The sequence below is a fragment of the Micromonospora sp. NBRC 110038 genome (assembly GCF_020884815.1).
Taxonomy (GTDB): domain Bacteria; phylum Actinomycetota; class Actinomycetes; order Mycobacteriales; family Micromonosporaceae; genus Micromonospora; species Micromonospora haikouensis.
Map to the genome: position 1 here is coordinate 715,772 of NZ_BBOL01000003.1, position 14,954 is coordinate 730,725.

A 14,954-nucleotide genomic window follows, 5' to 3' on the forward strand; every position below is an offset into this window, starting at 1 on the left:
CGACCCCGACCAGCCCAACCGCCAGCCGGTCGCCATGACCTGGACCGCTTCGACCCCATCTGGTCGGCAACGAGACAGCCCTGACGCCCCCAAAAGCTGGAAGGGTAGAACATCTCGTTCTACACTTTGCCCATGGAGCGCATCGGTGTCCGGGACCTGAACCAGAACACGAGCCAGGTGCTGGCTCGGGTGAGCGGCGGCGAAACCGTCGAGATCACCGATCGCGGGCACCCGATCGCCCGACTTGTCCCAGTAGGTAACGACCGGTCGATGCTAGCCAGGCTGGTAGCTGCGGGGCGGGCCGTCGCCCCGACCGGCGGCGGTCCCGTTCCGCTTCCGCCGAGGCTTGGTGACGAGGATGTGGACGTAGCCGCCACGCTCGCAGAGATGCGGGACGAGGAGCGCTGGTGATCTACCTCGATTCCGCCGCCGTCGTCAAGTTGGTTCGGCAGGAGGCATGCAGTGCTGACCTTGTCTCCTGGCTCAACGCTCACGACGATGTACCGCTGGTCTCCTCCGCGCTCGTCGAGGTGGAAGTGCCCAGAGCGTTACGCCGGTCGGCTCCGCAAGCCTTGATCGGCGTGCCGGCGGCAGTCGGACGGCTCTTCCGACTGGAGATCGACAGCACGATCCGCGCAACCGCAGCCGCGTTCAATGAGCCGACCCTGCGCAGCCTCGACGCCATCCATCTGGCCACCGCCCAGCTTCTGACCAACGAGTCCGGAACGGCACTCATCGCCTTCGTCACCTACGACCGGCGACTGCTCGAATGCGCCAAGGAAGCAGGGCTGCCCGTAGCGAGCCCCGGCCAGAACTGACCCACGAGCCCCCCACTCTGAGCACACAGTACGGCCATGGCCTGCGGCTTCCGTTTCGGTGGGGCGGACGGGACTCGAACCCGTGACCGAGGGATTATGAGTGGCTTTCGCAGCAGCGACTGCGCCCCCTAGCTGCAACTACAGCCACAGTTGGGGCAACTCCACGGCACTAGAACCTCTTGCAGCTCCCTCGCTTCGCACCACACACCGCACCACGAATGAGCCGGTTCGTTGAGGCCGGCTGCGTCACCGCGCCGAGGCCTGGGCGGTGCGCGGCGTCGGGCGGGTGGGTAGTGGGTGGGTCGTGCTCTACAGTGTTCCTTGCACCGCGTGAATCACCTCGTGATCGATGGATCGACGCTCGGTCGTCTTCATCGACGTCGGGAGGCGACCGTCTCTCATGTCGACTCGTCGATCGAGGAGGTGATTTCATGTGTGAAACGGGCGGGCCCACCGGCTCGACCGGCACCGAGCCGCCGAACAGCACCAACCGGCGGCGGAGGGCACGGCAGGCGGCGATGCTGATCATCCAGGTGACGGCTTGGCTCGCCACGATCGCTAGTGCTGCGGTCGTGGTAAGCAGCAGGCTCACCTGACCGGATGGCCAGATGAGCCGCTGAACCGCGCGATCGCCCCCGTCGGGCGTAGCAACTCAGGCGGGGGCTTTCGTGCTCTGACAAGGCTGCGCTGCCGCACAACCTCATCCATGTTGTCATGAACGAGGCTACACCGGGACCGCTAAAATCGAGCCCTTAGGGTATCGACTTTCTAGCGGCCCGACTTACCCGCAGGGTTACCGGTTGAGGCTCGCAGCAGTACGCACCGGGGTATCCGTACCATCCGTACCAAGCTCGTTTTGCCTGCTCAGGTGTGGTACGGATTGGGTGCGTGGTACGGATTGATCCGTACCAGGGGCGCGGCCGGGGGTGGTCGTTGGTACGGATTGATCCGTACCAGCAGGGCAATCCGTACCGGGGCTGACCTGCGGAAACGAGGTTGGTACGGATGGTACGGATGGGGCGGGGCAGTAGCGTTGCCACGCGTCGGTGAAGGCGTCTCGGGTGTAGCCCTTGGCCTGGCCGACGGGGAACCGGATCGTGGTCGAGGTGATGCCGAACTCGCGGAGCAGGTCGCCGAGTCGCTTGCCGGTGAGGCCGGTCGGCCCGAATCCTGCCCACGGTGCTTCGTCGTCGCCGTTGAGCGCGGTGAGCAGGTCGTGAGTCGAGGCGGCGGGCGGGTCGCCGAGCACGGTGAACGCCGTCCGCACGTCGGCGAGCAGCCGCACCCGGGTCGAGACGTTGCCGGCTTCGTCGGCTTCGGCGGTCAGGACGGTGACGGCTTGGCGGGCGCGGGCGGGCCAGGTGCCCCCGGCGAGGTCGGCGACGGCTACGAGGGGTTCCCAGGTGTCGGCGGCCCGGTCTTCGACCGGCATGGGCGGTTCCGCGGCTTCGAGGGCGGTGAGGTTGGCGCGGAGCCATCCGGCCAGTTGTTGGGCGACGGCGCGGAGGGCGGGGCCGTCGCGGCGGTGTCGGTAGGGGGCGACCTGCTCGCCGGGGGCGCGGCGGCGCATGCGGATGACGACGGCGCGGTCTTCGATGGTGTCGGGCATCGCGCCGATGCCGGCGAGGGCGGCCATGGCGAAGGTGGGGATCTTCTCCAGGCTTTGGGTGTTGTTGTCCCACCGGATCGCGGGCCGGTTGCGCTGGTGACCGGCGTTGAGCAGCCCGCGTAGATCCTCGTTGGCGTCGGCGTTCTTCCCGCCGAAGATGGTGTCGGCTTCGTCGACGAGCAGGGTCGGCGGGTTGTCGGTGCCGATGGCCCGGTAGACAGCGGCCGGGGACGCGTTCACGGTGATGAGCGGGTTGTGGCAGCAGCCTTCCACCACGTCGAGCAGCCGGGACTTCCCGCACCGCTTCTCCGGTGCCCGGATCACGAGGCGCGGCGCGTGCGCCCAGGCGGCTTGGGCGTGGGTGGCGGCGATCCACAGCGCGACGGCGTCGACCGCCTCCGCGGAGGGCAGGATGACGTACTTGGTCAGGACGTTGTGTAGGGCGTCGAGGATGGCGGCTCCGTCGGCCGGGTCGGTGTGGGTCATGCGGTGACTCCTTCGTCTCGGAAGCCGCCCCGGATGGCGGCGCGAATGTCGCGGTCGGTCTGCGCGGCGGCGCGGCCGGCGTCGGTCAGGGCGGTGATGGCGTCGGCCTGGTCGAGGGCGCCGGCGGCGACCATGCGAGCCACGCCGCGTGCTGCGCCGTAGAGGGTGGTGCGGCGGGTGCCTTCGGCGGCGGTGGTGACCCGGTCGAGCAGCACGGCTAGGAGCCGGTCGGGGTGGGAGATGCCCCCCGCCTCACGCACCCGCGTCGGACCGGTCGCGGCAGCCGGGGTGGGTGCCGCCGGGGGCGGGGTGCAGGCGGTGAGCAGGGCGGGGGGCATCTCCTTCATGGGGTGGCCGGGTAGCCACTGGTAGGGCCGTCCGGTGCGCGGGTGGATAGAGGGCGGGAGCACGACGTAGCCGCCATCGGCTTTCACGTCGATCCCGGGGCCGAGTCCCTGACCGGCCTTGCCCTGACTGCACGGCACCGGGCGGCCGGGGTGGCGGTAGTACAGGTGCAGGCCACCCGAGCCGGTGCGTACGCGGGCGGTGGGCGGGGTGAGCCGGCCGGCGATGAGCTGGGTGAGGGTGGCCGCGCCGCCGTGGCCGGGGTCGACGTCGACCACCACCACCCCGGCGGCAGTGCCGGTGCGCAGGGCGAGCTGTCCGCGCGGGACGGCCGCGACGATCGCGGCGACCCGGGCCGGGTCGGTGGTCGCGGCATAGAAGCCGTGGCAGGTGAGGTGACCGCAGGTGGCCGGATCGTGGCCCCGGTCGGCGGTGGCGCAGGTGGGGCAGTTGGCTACGGGGCGCTTGGAGCGGCCGAGCATGAACACGGGCCAGCCGTGCGCGGCGTAGTCGAGCGCGGCGGCGAGCAGGTCAGGCACCACGGTTCTCCTTCCGTGCGGTGGGTCGGCGGGTAGCGCGGGCGGTGTCCAGGTCGATCAGCGCGCCGCCCCGGTCGGCGGCGGCCGGGCCGGGCCGGCGGGCCGCCGGGGTGTCGGCGGTGGCGGTGGTGGTGGTGAGGGCCAGGCGCAGGAACACCCGGTGTCGTCCGGCGTCGGCTCCGGCGAGGGGGTGCCGGTCGCTGACCTGGGTGACGTACGCGGCGGCGGTCAGGACAGCTACAGCGGCGTCGAGTTCGGCCGGGGTGCCGGTCAACCACACCTCCACTAGGCGGCCCTCCGGGGTGCAGGCCGTGCCGCGACGGCGGCCCGGGTCACGGTGTCGCGCAGGTCAGCGAGCAGACCGGCCAGTTGCCGGCGGGCGGCCGGCTCGGCGGGGGCCAGGGCGACCCTGACGCGCACCTCGGCGTGCTCCCGGCCGGCTGCGGTGCGCACGCGAACGAGGACGGCGCGGCCGTGGCCGGGTAGGTCGATCACGATCTCTTCGGAGCGGTGTTCGCCGAGGTTGCAGCGGTGGTCGCGTCCGCACCATCCGGTGTGGCCGGTGTGGCGGTTCATCGCTTGCCGGCTTCGTACTCGTCGTGGAGGTGGTTGATGATGTGTCGGCCGTAGCGGATGCGCAGTCCGGTGCCGGCGCAGTGTCGGCAGTCGCGGCGGATGCCGCCGAGTCGGGAGCGGGTGCGGCCGGTGGTGTGGCAGGCGCGGCAGCGTCCGAACGGGGACACCGCACACACCGTGAGGTAACCGACGGTGATGAGGATCAAGGCGGTGCAGGGCAGGCTAGCGAGCATGGCGAGGGAGTCCACGGGGTGCCTCCACAGGGGGTTTCAGGGTGCAGGGCAGGTGGGGCGCTAGATCGCTAGCGCCCTGATGGGGGTTGATGTGTGGGGCTAGCGGTGCCGCTAGGTCTAGCGGGTGGCGGGGCTAGACCTAGCGGCCCCGGGCGGGTTAGCTTGCCTTCCGCCGCCGGTCACGGTCGGTTATGGCGGTGGTGATGTCGTCGCGGTGGATGCCCTTGCGGTTGGCTCCCTTGCCGGTGGTCGGGTCGGTGCCCCAGACCTGCCGGCCGACCGGCACCCGGTAGGGCTTGAGCGCCGCCGCGAGTTGCCCCGGCTCCCACCCGCTGTAGACGTCGGGCCGCAGCTCGGCCAACCGCGCGACGACGGTTTCCGACCACACCTTCGGCTCGGCGGCAGGCACCACGGTCAGGATGTCGTCAAGCAGCGTGTCTACCGGGCCGCCGGTCACCTCGGGGGCCTGGCCGATGGCGTGGCCGGTGAGGGTGCCGGCGGCTTCCCGCAGGGCGTGAGCGCGGGCGATGACCTGCTCTGCGTGCGCGGTCTTGGCGAAGTTCGTTCGCACGGTGACGGCCTCTTCGACCGCGCCGGAGTCGTCCGCGCCGAGCAGGATGCCCACGCCCTTGTGAGCGCGCTGGAACCGCGACGAGTCGTAGCCGGCCGGGTACGACCCCGCCCCCAACACCGCCTCCGACGACTGCCACGTCATCGTTTTGAGCGCGAAGCGGGTGCCGATGTTGTCGCGCAGGTCAGTCGGCACGGCCTTGCCATCCGGCTTCTGCGTCGCGAGCAAGATGATGATGCCGACCGAGGGGCCGACCTTGCACAGCTCGGTCAACAGCTCCACGATCTCCTTGCCGTACTCCGGGTGCCCGCTGTAGCGCTGGAACTCATCGATCGCCACCAGCACCGGCCACAGCTTCAACGCCCGCTTGTCGGCAATCTCCCGCGTCACCTTCGACTCCGGGCACAGGTCCGGCGGCAGGGTCGCCATCGTGTCGTAGCGACGGTTCATGTCGACCACCAACGCCCGCAGGTCTTCGACCAGTCCGAGCACCACGTCATCACGCACACCGAACCCGGCGCGGTGGGCGATGCGCTCGAACGCCCGCCAGTCCTGACCACCCTTACCGTCGTAGATGTGCAGCTCAACGCTTGCGTCCAGCGCGGCGGCCAGCACCGGCAGGCGGGCGGCGAACGTCTTGCCCATGCGCGGGATCGCACCGACGAGCAGCGACGTGAACATCAGCAGCAGCGGCACCACCCGCCCACGCTGATCCTGACCGAACGGGAACGGCGCGAAGATGTCGACCGTGCCCCGCTCGATCAGCGGCCACAGGCCGGACGGCTTGGCGTAGGGGTCCTCATCGGCGACCCACAACGACAGCCGCCGCGCCGACCCGGTGGTGCCGCGCACCCGTTCCGGCCACACCTGCACCTCGTCCAGGTCCAGGCCGGCGGCCAGCTCGGTACGCCGCTTCACGGCCTTGTCAGCCGTCACGCCGAACGGCAGATCGACCACAGCCCGCCACCCCGGACCGTCGCGCATGATCGGCATGGGGAACGCGATCAGGTCATCGGGCTTGCACAGCCCGGCGGCCAGGAACGCCCGCGTCACCACGTCCGCCGACAACCGCCGCGCCCGAGGGGTCACCGCTGCCACGTCCAACAGCGGCTTGTCCTTCGGCGACCCGGCCAGCCCGAACACCGCCACGGCGGCGGCGAGCATCAACCACCGCTGCCACGACCCCGCCAACACCGCGAGAACGGCGACGGTGGGCAGGCCGAGCAGCAGCACCGCCGCCACAACCAGGCCACGCCACCGCACCCGCGCGTCACGCTGCCGCGACAACTTCAAATACAGCTCAGCATCCTCGCGGCGCACGGCGGCCAGACGCACCGGGATGCCCTCCGCATCAGTCGCCCACCGCACCGTCGCCCCGAGCAAACGGGCGACGCCGAACGGCGCACGCCACGCCAGCCGCCCGGCGTACTTCGGCGTCCGGGTCAGGTGATACGCCGACACATGGGCGACGTGCGACAACGCCCACCGGCCAGCGGTGACCAGCTCGGCGCGCGAACGCAACCACGGCGGCACGATCGGCCGGCGCAACGCCGACCGGCCCGCCAACACCGCCGCCATACCGGACGGCTCGGCAACCGCGGGCGGGTCCACCGGCGGCGGCACGTCGTCGTCCAGGTCGTCAGCCTCATCGTCCAGGTCGACCGCGAACGACCGCGCATCCGGCTTACGCCGCCGCGCGTCCAGGTCGACCACCTCAGCGTCGGGGCCGCCGGTCACATCGGCCTCTGCGGCCTGCCAGTCGAACCGGTCGTCATCGTGGGGAGACGTCATGATGGTGTTCCTCCGTGGTCGTTGACGATTCGGGGAGGGCCGGCGGCGCGGCACGGTTTCCAGGCCGAGGGGCCGCGCCGCCGGGCGGGGGTTAGCGGGTGCGGCCCAGTCCGCCGCAGTGGTCGCAGTGCTTCATACGGGTGCAGTCGGTGTGGGCGACCGTGCGCCCGTGGCGGTCGATGACCTCGTTGCAGCCCTGGACGTAGTGCGGGATCCTCCCGGTGCCCTTGCACGCGGTGCAGCGGGTCAGGGCATCGATGGCTTTGCCGAGCAGCCGCATCAGCGCGCCTGCCCCGTCATTGCCTGCCAGGCGGCGGCGGCGACCGGCGGCACGTCCGCGCGGACGTTGGCGGTGGTGAGGTCGTCGAGGGGGAGCCATACCGCGCCGTCGACCTCGGCGGGTTGGGTGGTGATCGGGGCGGTGCTGTCGGCGGTGGCCAGGTACAGCAGGTCGATGTGGTGGTGGGCGGGTTCGCCCTTGTGTGGCTTGGGCGGGGCGGGGAACTCGGCGACCATGAACGGCGTCGGATGCGTGCGGCGGGCACCGGGCACCACGAACCCACCCGGGGTCCACACCGTGGCCGCCACGCCGGTTTCCTCGCGCACCTCCCGGATCGCGGCTTCGTCGCCGGTCTCGTCCGGGTCGACGTGCCCACCGGGGAACTGCCGCAGCCCGGAAGCCTTGTGGTCGATCAGCAACACCCGCCCGGCGGCGGGGTCAAACACGACCGCCGACGCGGTGAAGTGCCGACTGAACGCGTGCACCGTGGTCGAATCTGCGAACATGGTTGGTCTCTCCTGAGGTCTGTCGGGCTGAGGGGTGAGGCCGGCGGCACAGCACTGGTTTCCAGGCCGGAGGGCTGTGCCGCCGGGCGAAGCTAGCTGCGGCTACGGCGGTTGGTGACCAGCAGGGCGGCTGATGCCATGACCATCAGGCCGTCGACGGCGAGGGGGCCGATGGCGATGGTGAGCGGGTCTTCGCCGAAGTGCTCCAGCAGTCCGGACAGGTGCCGGTAGGACACCACGGCGGCGACTACCGCGACCGGCAGCACCCCGGCGACGCGGGCGACCACGGAACTGAATCCTTCGCCCCAGGGGATGCGGGTCAGGATCTCCACCGCGACGAACAGGGCCACCGGCCAGAACACCGACAGCGCCACGGCCAGGGGCGACGGGGACCACCCCGGGTCCGGGGCCCACCCGAGCGGTGCGCCGTCGGGCGGCTTCGGAAGGTAGGTGTGCGCCACGTTCGCCGCGATCGACACCACCCCGCCGAGGATCACCCCGACGTAGGCCCATCCCCGGCCCTGGGCCTGCTTGCCGTGCCGGTCGGGGCTGATCTTCGTACCCGGGTGACTGGCCACCGTGACCTGCTCGACCTGCTCGACTGGCGCGTTGTCCACGGCGACGGCCGGGGTCGGCGTGGTCGGTGTGGTCTGCTCGGCCACGATCGGGGCGGGGGCCGGGTCCGGGCCGATCGGCTCGGGGTAGTCCAGCCGGGGCGCGGCGGGTTCGTCGGTGGGCGTCTCGGGGGTCAGCAGCGCGCCGCGCACGATCATCGCGGTGCGCAGCGTCTCGGCCCGGGTGCGGTCGGCGTGCTCGGACTTGAGGCGGGCGAGCAGGTCGTCAGCCTTCGCCGCGCCGATGCGGAACTCCCGCATCAACCGGTTCCGCGACGGGAACTGCTGCCCGGCGGGCAGCGGCAGATCACGGGCGGCCGGCAGCAGCGTCTCTACCGGCTGCGGGTAGCGGGTGCCGTTGATGGTCGGGGCGGTCATGCTGCTTCCTCCTCAGGAAACGTGGCCGGGTCGGCGCAGGTCAGGCACTCGCCAAGCGAGCGCGGGATGTAGTACGAGCGGGTCACGCCGCAGACGCGGCAGGTACGGCGCGCGGCCAGCGCGGCGCGGACGGCGCGGAGCTGGGCGGGGGTGGCGGCGCGCTTCGGCCGGGCCAGATCGACCCGGTACAGGTACGCCGCGCGGGTGCCGCCGACGCCACGCCAGAGCACCTGAGCGGCGACCGGATGAGCGGGGCGCAGACCGGCGGCGCGTAGCTGACAGCGGGTGGCGTAGCCGGGCGGGGCACCTCTCCACCAGAAGGTCGGGATGCCGTAACGGTCGCCGTCCGGATCCCAGTACGCGGCCCGGATCCGCGACATCAGGCCACCCGCGACACGCTCTGGCCGGCGGGGCAGCCGTAGACGGCCCGGTGCGACACCTGCTCGGCCCCGCACATCTGGCAGCGCAGGATCTTGCAGCCGTAGCCGCACCCGGTCATGCCAACCTCCGCAAGGAGGTGACCGTGACAGACGTGCGCGGGGCGGGCGGCCACCTCGGCGGCGGCGCGGGTAACCCGGGTCTCAGCCCGGCGCAGCCTGCGCCAGTCCAGCGCGGTCGGTCCGCCGTCGTCGGCGGCGTAGAGCATGGCGATCTCGGCGTCGAGCAGGTCCAGGCTGGCCGCGATCAACGGCCACTCCTGGTCGATCGCGCCGAGGTCAGCGGCACTCGGCTCGTAGTCGAACGTCGTCATCACGCCACGCTCCGGGTGGCGTAGTCGGCGGCGTCGACCAGGCCGTTGGCCAGGGCACCCGCCTCCATCGCGTCGATGGCCTTCGCGGGAACGACGTACCGGCCGCGAATGCGGATGGCCGGAAACTCGCCCACCCGGATCGACCGGTAGAGCGTCATGTCGCAGGTACGCAGCAACTGGGCCGCTTCGGCGACGGTGTAGAACCGCTGGGGGTGGCCAGCAGGTCGATCGGTCTTCATCGGTGTCCTTCCGCCTCATCGATCGGGGTGCACATAGGTTCCGATCACGAGGGGTGACGACTTCACCACCACACTGGACGACTAGGGACGTCCTTGCTATCTTCAAGTCGTCCCTAGACGTACTTTGGAGGCACCAATGCCGAACGACCGGCTACGTGACGCGATGCTCCGCAACGGCTTCACGCCATCGGCCGTAGCCGAACAGCTGGGGGTAGACCCAAAGACCGTCGAACGTTGGATCACGCAGGGGCGAGCGCCGTACCCGCGCTACCGGCACGCGATCGCTGCGCTGGTCAAGGAAAGCGAGTCGTACCTGTGGCCGGGCGCTGTGCCGCAGGAACGTGCGAACCGCGTAGCGCAGTCCGAGGTGGTGCAGGTCTACCCGCGACGTGCGGCCGTGCCGGACGACCTCTGGCGACGACTAATTTCGGGAGCGCAGGAGCGCGTCGGCATTCTGGTCTACGCAGGGCTGTTCCTGCCCGAACAGCAGCCGCAGCTGGTGGCCACGCTCAAGGCGAAGGCATCGACCGGTACTCGGGTTGAGATCCTGCTCGGCGACCCGGACAGCCCCGAGGTGGCGCAACGCGGGGCGGACGAGGGCATCGGCGACGCGATGGCCGGCAAGGTGCGGAATGTGCTCGCCTTCTACCAGCGCCTTCGCGATGTCCAGGGCGTGAACGTGCACTTCCACCGGACGACGCTCTACAACTCGATCTTCCGGTTCGATGACGAGATGCTCGTCAACTCGCACGTCTTCGGCTTCCCGGCCGCCCACACGCCCGTCATGCACCTGCGGCGGCTCGCCGGTGGCGACCTGTTCGACACGTACGCGGACAGCTTCGACCGAGTGTGGGAGTCCTCATTGCCAGCGTGGCAGCCGACGGTGGCAAGCTGAGGACATGGCCAGGACGGAGTACTACGACGACCCGAAGGCACCGAAGGCGAACAGCATCGTCCCAGCGGTGACGGTGTTCGTTCTTGACGCGCACGACCGGGTGCTACTCATCCGGCGGACCGACAACGGGCTGTGGGCAATCCCCGGTGGCGCACAGGATTTCGGCGAGTACATCGCGGAAACCGCCGTACGCGAAACCAAAGAGGAGTCCGGTATCGACGTCGAGGTGACAGGCATCGTCGGCATTTACACCGACCCGAAGCACGTCATGGCCTATAGCGACGGTGAAGTTCGACAGCAGTTCTCGATCTGCTTTCGCGCTCGCTACCTGGGCGGCGAGCCAACACCGAGCACCGAGTCCGCAGAGGTACATTGGGTCGGCAGGGACCGGCTGGATGATCTGCCTATTCATCCGTCGATGCGTCTCCGCATCAACCATGGTTACGAGCACCGGCTAACCCCGTACATCGGCTAAGATCAGACAGATGCCAAGCGCTCCTCAGTGCGCTCCACCGCCGCCAAAATCGCCGGCTCAGCTCGCACCCAGAACCGGGTCACTAAATGATCTGGGCCGTAGCGAGACCGCACTTCTGCAAGTCGCTCGGATACGCTAAGGTCTCGCCCGTCCGGCCCGGTGGTCATATCGCAGTACCACAGCGCGTCCTTGACGGCAGATTCTTCATCCGCAAAGGCTGTCATCAAATCGCGCTCCATGCCACGTTCCCTGGCCTCAAACAAGGCGCAAGAATGGTAGGCAACAAGCGATACCAAGCGTTCGTCAAACGACTCCTGACGCAGCCACCGGGCCCCGTCTAAGGCGTGAAAGCCCGTATCCCTCACCCCTGGTGCATACCCAATGTCATGCAACCAGGCAGCCGAAACAAGCACCACCGATTCGCGCGCTTGAAAAATGCCCCCAATCCGGTCAGCCTTCGCCGCCACAGCTCTTACGTGCCGCCAACGCCCCGGCAAGGCAGTCGAGAGAAGCCGCTCCGCCACTTCGCTAGCTTGGCCTACTTCGTTCACTCGCTAATCTCCGAACTCGCTAGGTGACGACGCTAAACGCCAACACCAATTCTTCCAGGAAGTCTAGGCTTAATGTAACCATGCCACCGTTGATAGGGTAGCGCGTCCGGGGCGGCGTGGGGTCCATATCGGCTTCGTGCACGATTGTATTGCGACGTTCAACTACAAGCTTCAGTTGGCGTTTCAGTTCGTCCGCAGGTCTACTTAGGTGCGCGGCGACGGCAGGCCACAACTTAACGTCAGTCACCAAACGAAAGGCGTCAGCAACCTTATCCGGCTGCTGAAATGCCAAGTAGCCGTGCTGCTCCCGTATTTCAACTTCAAGCCAAGCTGTTGTCGCCGAACGCAAGGCAATGTCAACCGAGGAAAGACTGACTCGGAATCGATCGAACCCTGCGGCGCGGGGATGTAGACCTTGCTGCGTCAGCAACATCCGCGCCTTCACTTCTTCGTGGACGTAATGGTCGAACGCGCTAACACCTTGAACGAGCGCAGAACGCAGCAGATCATCCGTCTTAATAGCAGCCGTCGTTTGCGCCGCAAGAACATTGGCCGTAGCGACGAGATCTCGGGCAAACGTCAGATTCTCGCCGAAAACTCTTAGCTCATTAGAGGGCATTGCCCTTGTGCGACTTCCACTCGGCGATCATCAGGTCAACGCAACCAGCGAGCGCGTAGAACTCTTCATGGAAGGCGTCTCGCGAGGCTTTGAAATTCGACAAGACGTCACCTGCCGCCTTCATTTGATCCGCCGTTAGAGCAAAGACAGGCGTCCGCGCTTCCTGCGACCGCGAAATTAGGCTATTGAAGTCGGCAATCGCTGCTAGGGCAAGGCGTTCGTCCAACCCGGCAGTAGAATAGATGCCTTCCGGCAAGAGCATGTCCACAGCCGCCAAAGCCGGTCGCAGGCGATCAGTGACCGCTTCACCTAGCTCATCGATCCACTTCTGGAAAGCGGTGGCAGGCCGACCACCACGCGGCCGAAATTTCTGGGTGATCGTTCCCAGCAAACGCAAGTCTGGCTTCGGGAAGGGGTAGGCAGCCTGTTGCAGCACCGGCACTCGACTCGCCTGATCTGCCCACATCTTCCACCGGGGCAACACCCTAGAAAGCGAATCGATCGCCATTACTGAGAACACGTCGGGAGATGTTGGAAGGAGCAGGAAATCACTGGTGCAAACCAAGTTCTGATTGATCGCACCGAGACCCGGGCTCATGTCAATGAGCACATAGTCGGCTTGCACTTTATCGGCAGTCCTGTCCAGAAGGAAGTTCAAGCTTCCTGGCAGGTTCTGCAGAGCTTGGATCGACCCAGAAAGCTCTTGCGCTATACCAAGCGTTACCTCGTATTCAGAGATCCGGAGATCCCCTGCCAACAGGTAGAGTCCATCCCTACTCTCCACCGGAACCGGCGTTACTGCTTGAATCTCTCGCGGCTGAGACTCAAAAGCGGGCACAAGTCCGGATCGCAGGGTATTCTGACCTTGCTCCTCATAAAACTTTTCCAGCTCATCAGCCCCTCGAAACCCCAGCACCATCCCCGTCAGGTTGCATTGCGGGTCCGAATCAACCATAAGAACTCGGTGTCCTTGCTCGGCAAGCATCCAACCGAGGTTAAATACTGTCGTTGTCTTGCTAACGCCACCCTTATGATTGAACATGGCAATCTTGCTGGCCAAGTCATCCTCCCCCATCGAAGTCGCCGATTCACTGCCGCAAAGCGCACACCCAGGTTCGGTGGATTGTAGTGCAAGCACGGGATGAAGCGAATCATGAGGCGTTATCACTTTCCCGACTGAGGCCGAGTAGGCATCCGTGCCATGAGCGTGGTAGCAGCACGTTGGTCAGACTCGGAGAGCCACGCGGCATACACCCGCAAAGTCGTCGCCCCGCCCCCGCCGTGACCGAGTCGGCCTGCAACTGTCCGAACGTCAACACCCGCCGCGATCAGCTCAGTTGCCGAGTAGTGCCGCATGGCGTGCAGGTTCGTTGTGATGCCGAGCCGAGCGGCCATCCGGCTGAACCGCTGGGTGGCCGTGTCCGGCACGAGCGGAGTGCCGCCGTCCGGGTCCGGCGAGAACACGTAGCCGTCGCCGGGCAGCGACAACCCGAGGGCCGATGCGCGCTCCTCGCAGCGCGCCAGCTGGTCGCGCAGCACCTCTACCGTCTCCGCGTCCAGGGCCACGCGCCGCTGCTGGTGCGTCTTGGTGTCCTTCTCCCGCAGCTTCCCCGCGTCGTCTACGTACAGCGCGCTTCGCAGCGTCAGCACGGCGGCGTCCAGGTCGACGGCGGACCACCGCAGCGCGCACAGCTCGCTACGCCGCGCCCCGGTCGTCATGGCCACCCACACGAACGCGCCCCAGTCAGGGTCCTTCCATGCCTGGGTGACCAGTCGCGCCGCTTCGGACGCCGTCGGCGGGTGCGGGTTGGGCTGAGGCATCCCGGGCTTCTCCGCTTGATCTGCCGGGTTGACCGAGATCCAGCGCCACCGGACGGCCCGGTTCAGCGCGCCGGACAGGATCCAGTGAATCTGCCGGATCGAAGCCGGGGCGAGCGGCTTGCACTCGTGCGGGCGGCACTTGTCGGTGCAGTCGTGCGGCCCTGCCTTCCGGTGGTCGATGGCCTTCCGCGCGCCTCCACAGTGGTCCCGGCACTTCCGCAGCACGGCGTAGAACGACTCCAGCGTCTCGGCGTCCAGCCGGCCCACCGGCAGCTTGCCAAGCAGCGGTCGTACGTGCTTGTTCAGCTTCTTGACGTACCCCTGCCGGGTCGACGCATCGACGTCGTGCACTTCCAGCCACCGATCAAGCAGCTGGTCGACGGTGGCGCGCGTCCGTGGGTTGCGCCGCTCGTCCACCTGGGCGAGGAACCGCGTACGCGCCTTCTCGGCTTCCTTGCGGGCCGCTGGGCCGGGCGGAACCGTCTCGGTCAGGTAGTGCCGCTTCTTCGTGATGGGGTCAAGCCCCGCGTAGACCTTCACCCTGAGTGAGCCGCTGGGCAGCTCCTCGATCTCGCCTCGCTGCCGCTTCGCGCGCCCGTTCGCCGTCGCCATGGGGCCGACCGTAGCGCGCTCGCACCACGAGTAGCACCACGGGAAGATCGGTGATCTAGTGTTTTGGCTGGTGGGGCGGACGGGACTCGAACCCGTGACCGAGGGATTATGAGTCCCCTGCTCTAACCCGCTGAGCTACCGCCCCGCAACCGCGCCGGATCGTAACCCGCCCGGCGATCACCGGCCAGCACGAAACGGCCTAGCCCACCGGCAACCGATCGATGATCCAGCACGATGGGCAACGC

Annotated in this window: 20 protein-coding genes, 1 tRNA gene and 1 pseudogene; 4 read left to right on the plus strand and 18 right to left on the minus strand. The window is 68.1% G+C overall.

Annotation, left to right across the window (positions count from 1 at the left end):
- Positions 1-132: 132 nt before the first annotated feature.
- Together LPU61_RS14890 and LPU61_RS14895 are read left to right on the plus strand one after the other, a co-directional pair.
- Entirely contained in the window at positions 133-411 is a 279-nt protein-coding gene (locus LPU61_RS14890) for a type II toxin-antitoxin system Phd/YefM family antitoxin (RefSeq protein ID WP_229405204.1), read from the plus strand.
- Positions 408-818: a type II toxin-antitoxin system VapC family toxin gene (locus LPU61_RS14895; protein WP_043966852.1), complete on the plus strand. Its 411-nt coding sequence runs from the start codon at positions 408-410 to the stop codon at positions 816-818. Before LPU61_RS14890 ends, LPU61_RS14895 begins: the two co-directional genes overlap by 4 nt.
- Before the next feature lie 793 nt (positions 819-1,611).
- Here LPU61_RS14895 and LPU61_RS14900 read toward each other — a convergent pair.
- The 12 genes from LPU61_RS14900 to LPU61_RS14955 all read right to left on the minus strand — a co-directional run bounded on the left by LPU61_RS14900 (position 1,612) and on the right by LPU61_RS14955 (position 9,736).
- Positions 1,612-2,913 carry a DUF3631 domain-containing protein gene (locus LPU61_RS14900; RefSeq protein WP_229405205.1) on the minus strand — a complete coding sequence of 434 codons (1,302 nt, stop codon included), beginning with the start codon at positions 2,911-2,913 and terminating at the stop codon, positions 1,612-1,614.
- Complete coding sequence (locus LPU61_RS14905) at positions 2,910-3,797, minus strand: bifunctional DNA primase/polymerase (RefSeq protein ID WP_229405206.1); 888 nt, start codon at positions 3,795-3,797, stop codon at positions 2,910-2,912. The genes LPU61_RS14900 and LPU61_RS14905 overlap by 4 nt, the downstream gene beginning before the upstream one ends.
- On the minus strand, positions 3,790-4,077 hold the full coding sequence (locus LPU61_RS14910) for a hypothetical protein (RefSeq protein WP_229405304.1): 288 nt from the start codon (positions 4,075-4,077) through the stop codon (positions 3,790-3,792). The genes LPU61_RS14905 and LPU61_RS14910 overlap by 8 nt, the downstream gene beginning before the upstream one ends.
- 5 nt (positions 4,078-4,082) lie before the next feature.
- A complete protein-coding gene (locus LPU61_RS14915) occupies positions 4,083-4,373 on the minus strand; it encodes a hypothetical protein (RefSeq protein WP_229405207.1) in 291 nt (96 codons plus the stop codon).
- Positions 4,370-4,621, minus strand: coding sequence for a hypothetical protein (locus LPU61_RS14920; RefSeq protein WP_229405208.1), 252 nt, complete (start codon positions 4,619-4,621; stop codon positions 4,370-4,372). The genes LPU61_RS14915 and LPU61_RS14920 overlap by 4 nt, the downstream gene beginning before the upstream one ends.
- A 142-nt stretch (positions 4,622-4,763) precedes the next feature.
- Positions 4,764-6,968 (minus strand): cell division protein FtsK, encoded by a 2,205-nt coding sequence (locus LPU61_RS14925; protein ID WP_229405209.1) that lies wholly within the window; start codon positions 6,966-6,968, stop codon positions 4,764-4,766.
- 91 nt (positions 6,969-7,059) lie between these two features.
- On the minus strand, positions 7,060-7,248 hold the full coding sequence (locus tag LPU61_RS14930) for a hypothetical protein (RefSeq protein WP_229405210.1): 189 nt from the start codon (positions 7,246-7,248) through the stop codon (positions 7,060-7,062).
- A complete protein-coding gene (locus tag LPU61_RS14935; protein WP_229405211.1) occupies positions 7,248-7,754 on the minus strand; it encodes an NUDIX hydrolase in 507 nt (168 codons plus the stop codon). Before LPU61_RS14935 ends, LPU61_RS14930 begins: the two co-directional genes overlap by 1 nt.
- A 92-nt stretch (positions 7,755-7,846) precedes the next feature.
- Positions 7,847-8,746, minus strand: coding sequence for a DUF2637 domain-containing protein (locus tag LPU61_RS14940; protein ID WP_229405212.1), 900 nt, complete (start codon positions 8,744-8,746; stop codon positions 7,847-7,849).
- On the minus strand, positions 8,743-9,126 hold the full coding sequence (locus LPU61_RS14945; protein ID WP_229405213.1) for an RRQRL motif-containing zinc-binding protein: 384 nt from the start codon (positions 9,124-9,126) through the stop codon (positions 8,743-8,745). Before LPU61_RS14945 ends, LPU61_RS14940 begins: the two co-directional genes overlap by 4 nt.
- Complete coding sequence (locus LPU61_RS14950) at positions 9,126-9,497, minus strand: DUF6284 family protein (protein ID WP_229405214.1); 372 nt, start codon at positions 9,495-9,497, stop codon at positions 9,126-9,128. The genes LPU61_RS14945 and LPU61_RS14950 overlap by 1 nt, the downstream gene beginning before the upstream one ends.
- Complete coding sequence (locus LPU61_RS14955; protein ID WP_229405215.1) at positions 9,497-9,736, minus strand: helix-turn-helix domain-containing protein; 240 nt, start codon at positions 9,734-9,736, stop codon at positions 9,497-9,499. Before LPU61_RS14955 ends, LPU61_RS14950 begins: the two co-directional genes overlap by 1 nt.
- 136 nt (positions 9,737-9,872) lie before the next feature.
- Between LPU61_RS14955 and LPU61_RS14960 the strand changes: the two genes are divergently transcribed.
- Together LPU61_RS14960 and LPU61_RS14965 are read left to right on the plus strand one after the other, a co-directional pair.
- On the plus strand, positions 9,873-10,631 hold the full coding sequence (locus LPU61_RS14960) for an XRE family transcriptional regulator (protein WP_229405216.1): 759 nt from the start codon (positions 9,873-9,875) through the stop codon (positions 10,629-10,631).
- 4 nt (positions 10,632-10,635) lie between these two features.
- Complete coding sequence (locus LPU61_RS14965) at positions 10,636-11,106, plus strand: NUDIX hydrolase (protein WP_229405217.1); 471 nt, start codon at positions 10,636-10,638, stop codon at positions 11,104-11,106.
- A 2-nt stretch (positions 11,107-11,108) separates the two neighbouring features.
- Here LPU61_RS14965 and LPU61_RS14970 read toward each other — a convergent pair whose 3' ends face one another.
- The 6 genes and pseudogenes from LPU61_RS14970 to LPU61_RS14995 form a co-directional block, all read right to left on the minus strand.
- The gene (locus tag LPU61_RS14970; protein WP_229405311.1) at positions 11,109-11,345 is read right to left on the minus strand and encodes a hypothetical protein; all 237 of its coding nucleotides are present in this window, start codon (positions 11,343-11,345) and stop codon (positions 11,109-11,111) included.
- A 24-nt stretch (positions 11,346-11,369) separates the two neighbouring features.
- Positions 11,370-11,657: pseudogene (locus LPU61_RS31500) on the minus strand (HD domain-containing protein); the annotation flags it as partial.
- A 19-nt stretch (positions 11,658-11,676) separates the two neighbouring features.
- Complete coding sequence (locus tag LPU61_RS14980) at positions 11,677-12,276, minus strand: hypothetical protein (RefSeq protein WP_229405218.1); 600 nt, start codon at positions 12,274-12,276, stop codon at positions 11,677-11,679.
- On the minus strand, positions 12,266-13,336 hold the full coding sequence (locus LPU61_RS14985; protein WP_229405219.1) for a ParA family protein: 1,071 nt from the start codon (positions 13,334-13,336) through the stop codon (positions 12,266-12,268). The genes LPU61_RS14980 and LPU61_RS14985 overlap by 11 nt, the downstream gene beginning before the upstream one ends.
- A 104-nt stretch (positions 13,337-13,440) precedes the next feature.
- The gene (locus LPU61_RS14990; protein WP_229405220.1) at positions 13,441-14,709 is read right to left on the minus strand and encodes a tyrosine-type recombinase/integrase; all 1,269 of its coding nucleotides are present in this window, start codon (positions 14,707-14,709) and stop codon (positions 13,441-13,443) included.
- Positions 14,710-14,777: 68 nt separating this feature from the next.
- Positions 14,778-14,854: transfer RNA gene (locus tag LPU61_RS14995), tRNA-Ile, on the minus strand.
- Positions 14,855-14,954 lie beyond the last annotated feature (100 nt).

Coding starts and splice junctions, on each gene's coding strand:
- LPU61_RS14990 (WP_229405220.1), bottom strand. CDS start 14,709: ATGGCGACGGCGAACGGGCGCGCGAAGCGGCAGCGAGGCGAGATCGAG.
- LPU61_RS14925 (WP_229405209.1), bottom strand. CDS start 6,968: ATGACGTCTCCCCACGATGACGACCGGTTCGACTGGCAGGCCGCAGAG.
- LPU61_RS14900 (WP_229405205.1), bottom strand. CDS start 2,913: ATGACCCACACCGACCCGGCCGACGGAGCCGCCATCCTCGACGCCCTA.
- LPU61_RS14945 (WP_229405213.1), bottom strand. CDS start 9,126: ATGTCGCGGATCCGGGCCGCGTACTGGGATCCGGACGGCGACCGTTAC.
- LPU61_RS14980 (WP_229405218.1), bottom strand. CDS start 12,276: ATGCCCTCTAATGAGCTAAGAGTTTTCGGCGAGAATCTGACGTTTGCC.
- LPU61_RS14960 (WP_229405216.1), top strand. CDS start 9,873: ATGCCGAACGACCGGCTACGTGACGCGATGCTCCGCAACGGCTTCACG.
- LPU61_RS14935 (WP_229405211.1), bottom strand. CDS start 7,754: ATGTTCGCAGATTCGACCACGGTGCACGCGTTCAGTCGGCACTTCACC.
- LPU61_RS14950 (WP_229405214.1), bottom strand. CDS start 9,497: ATGACGACGTTCGACTACGAGCCGAGTGCCGCTGACCTCGGCGCGATC.
- LPU61_RS14930 (WP_229405210.1), bottom strand. CDS start 7,248: ATGCGGCTGCTCGGCAAAGCCATCGATGCCCTGACCCGCTGCACCGCG.
- LPU61_RS14955 (WP_229405215.1), bottom strand. CDS start 9,736: ATGAAGACCGATCGACCTGCTGGCCACCCCCAGCGGTTCTACACCGTC.
- LPU61_RS14890 (WP_229405204.1), top strand. CDS start 133: ATGGAGCGCATCGGTGTCCGGGACCTGAACCAGAACACGAGCCAGGTG.
- LPU61_RS14970 (WP_229405311.1), bottom strand. CDS start 11,345: ATGGAGCGCGATTTGATGACAGCCTTTGCGGATGAAGAATCTGCCGTC.
- LPU61_RS14940 (WP_229405212.1), bottom strand. CDS start 8,746: ATGACCGCCCCGACCATCAACGGCACCCGCTACCCGCAGCCGGTAGAG.
- LPU61_RS14965 (WP_229405217.1), top strand. CDS start 10,636: ATGGCCAGGACGGAGTACTACGACGACCCGAAGGCACCGAAGGCGAAC.
- LPU61_RS14915 (WP_229405207.1), bottom strand. CDS start 4,373: ATGAACCGCCACACCGGCCACACCGGATGGTGCGGACGCGACCACCGC.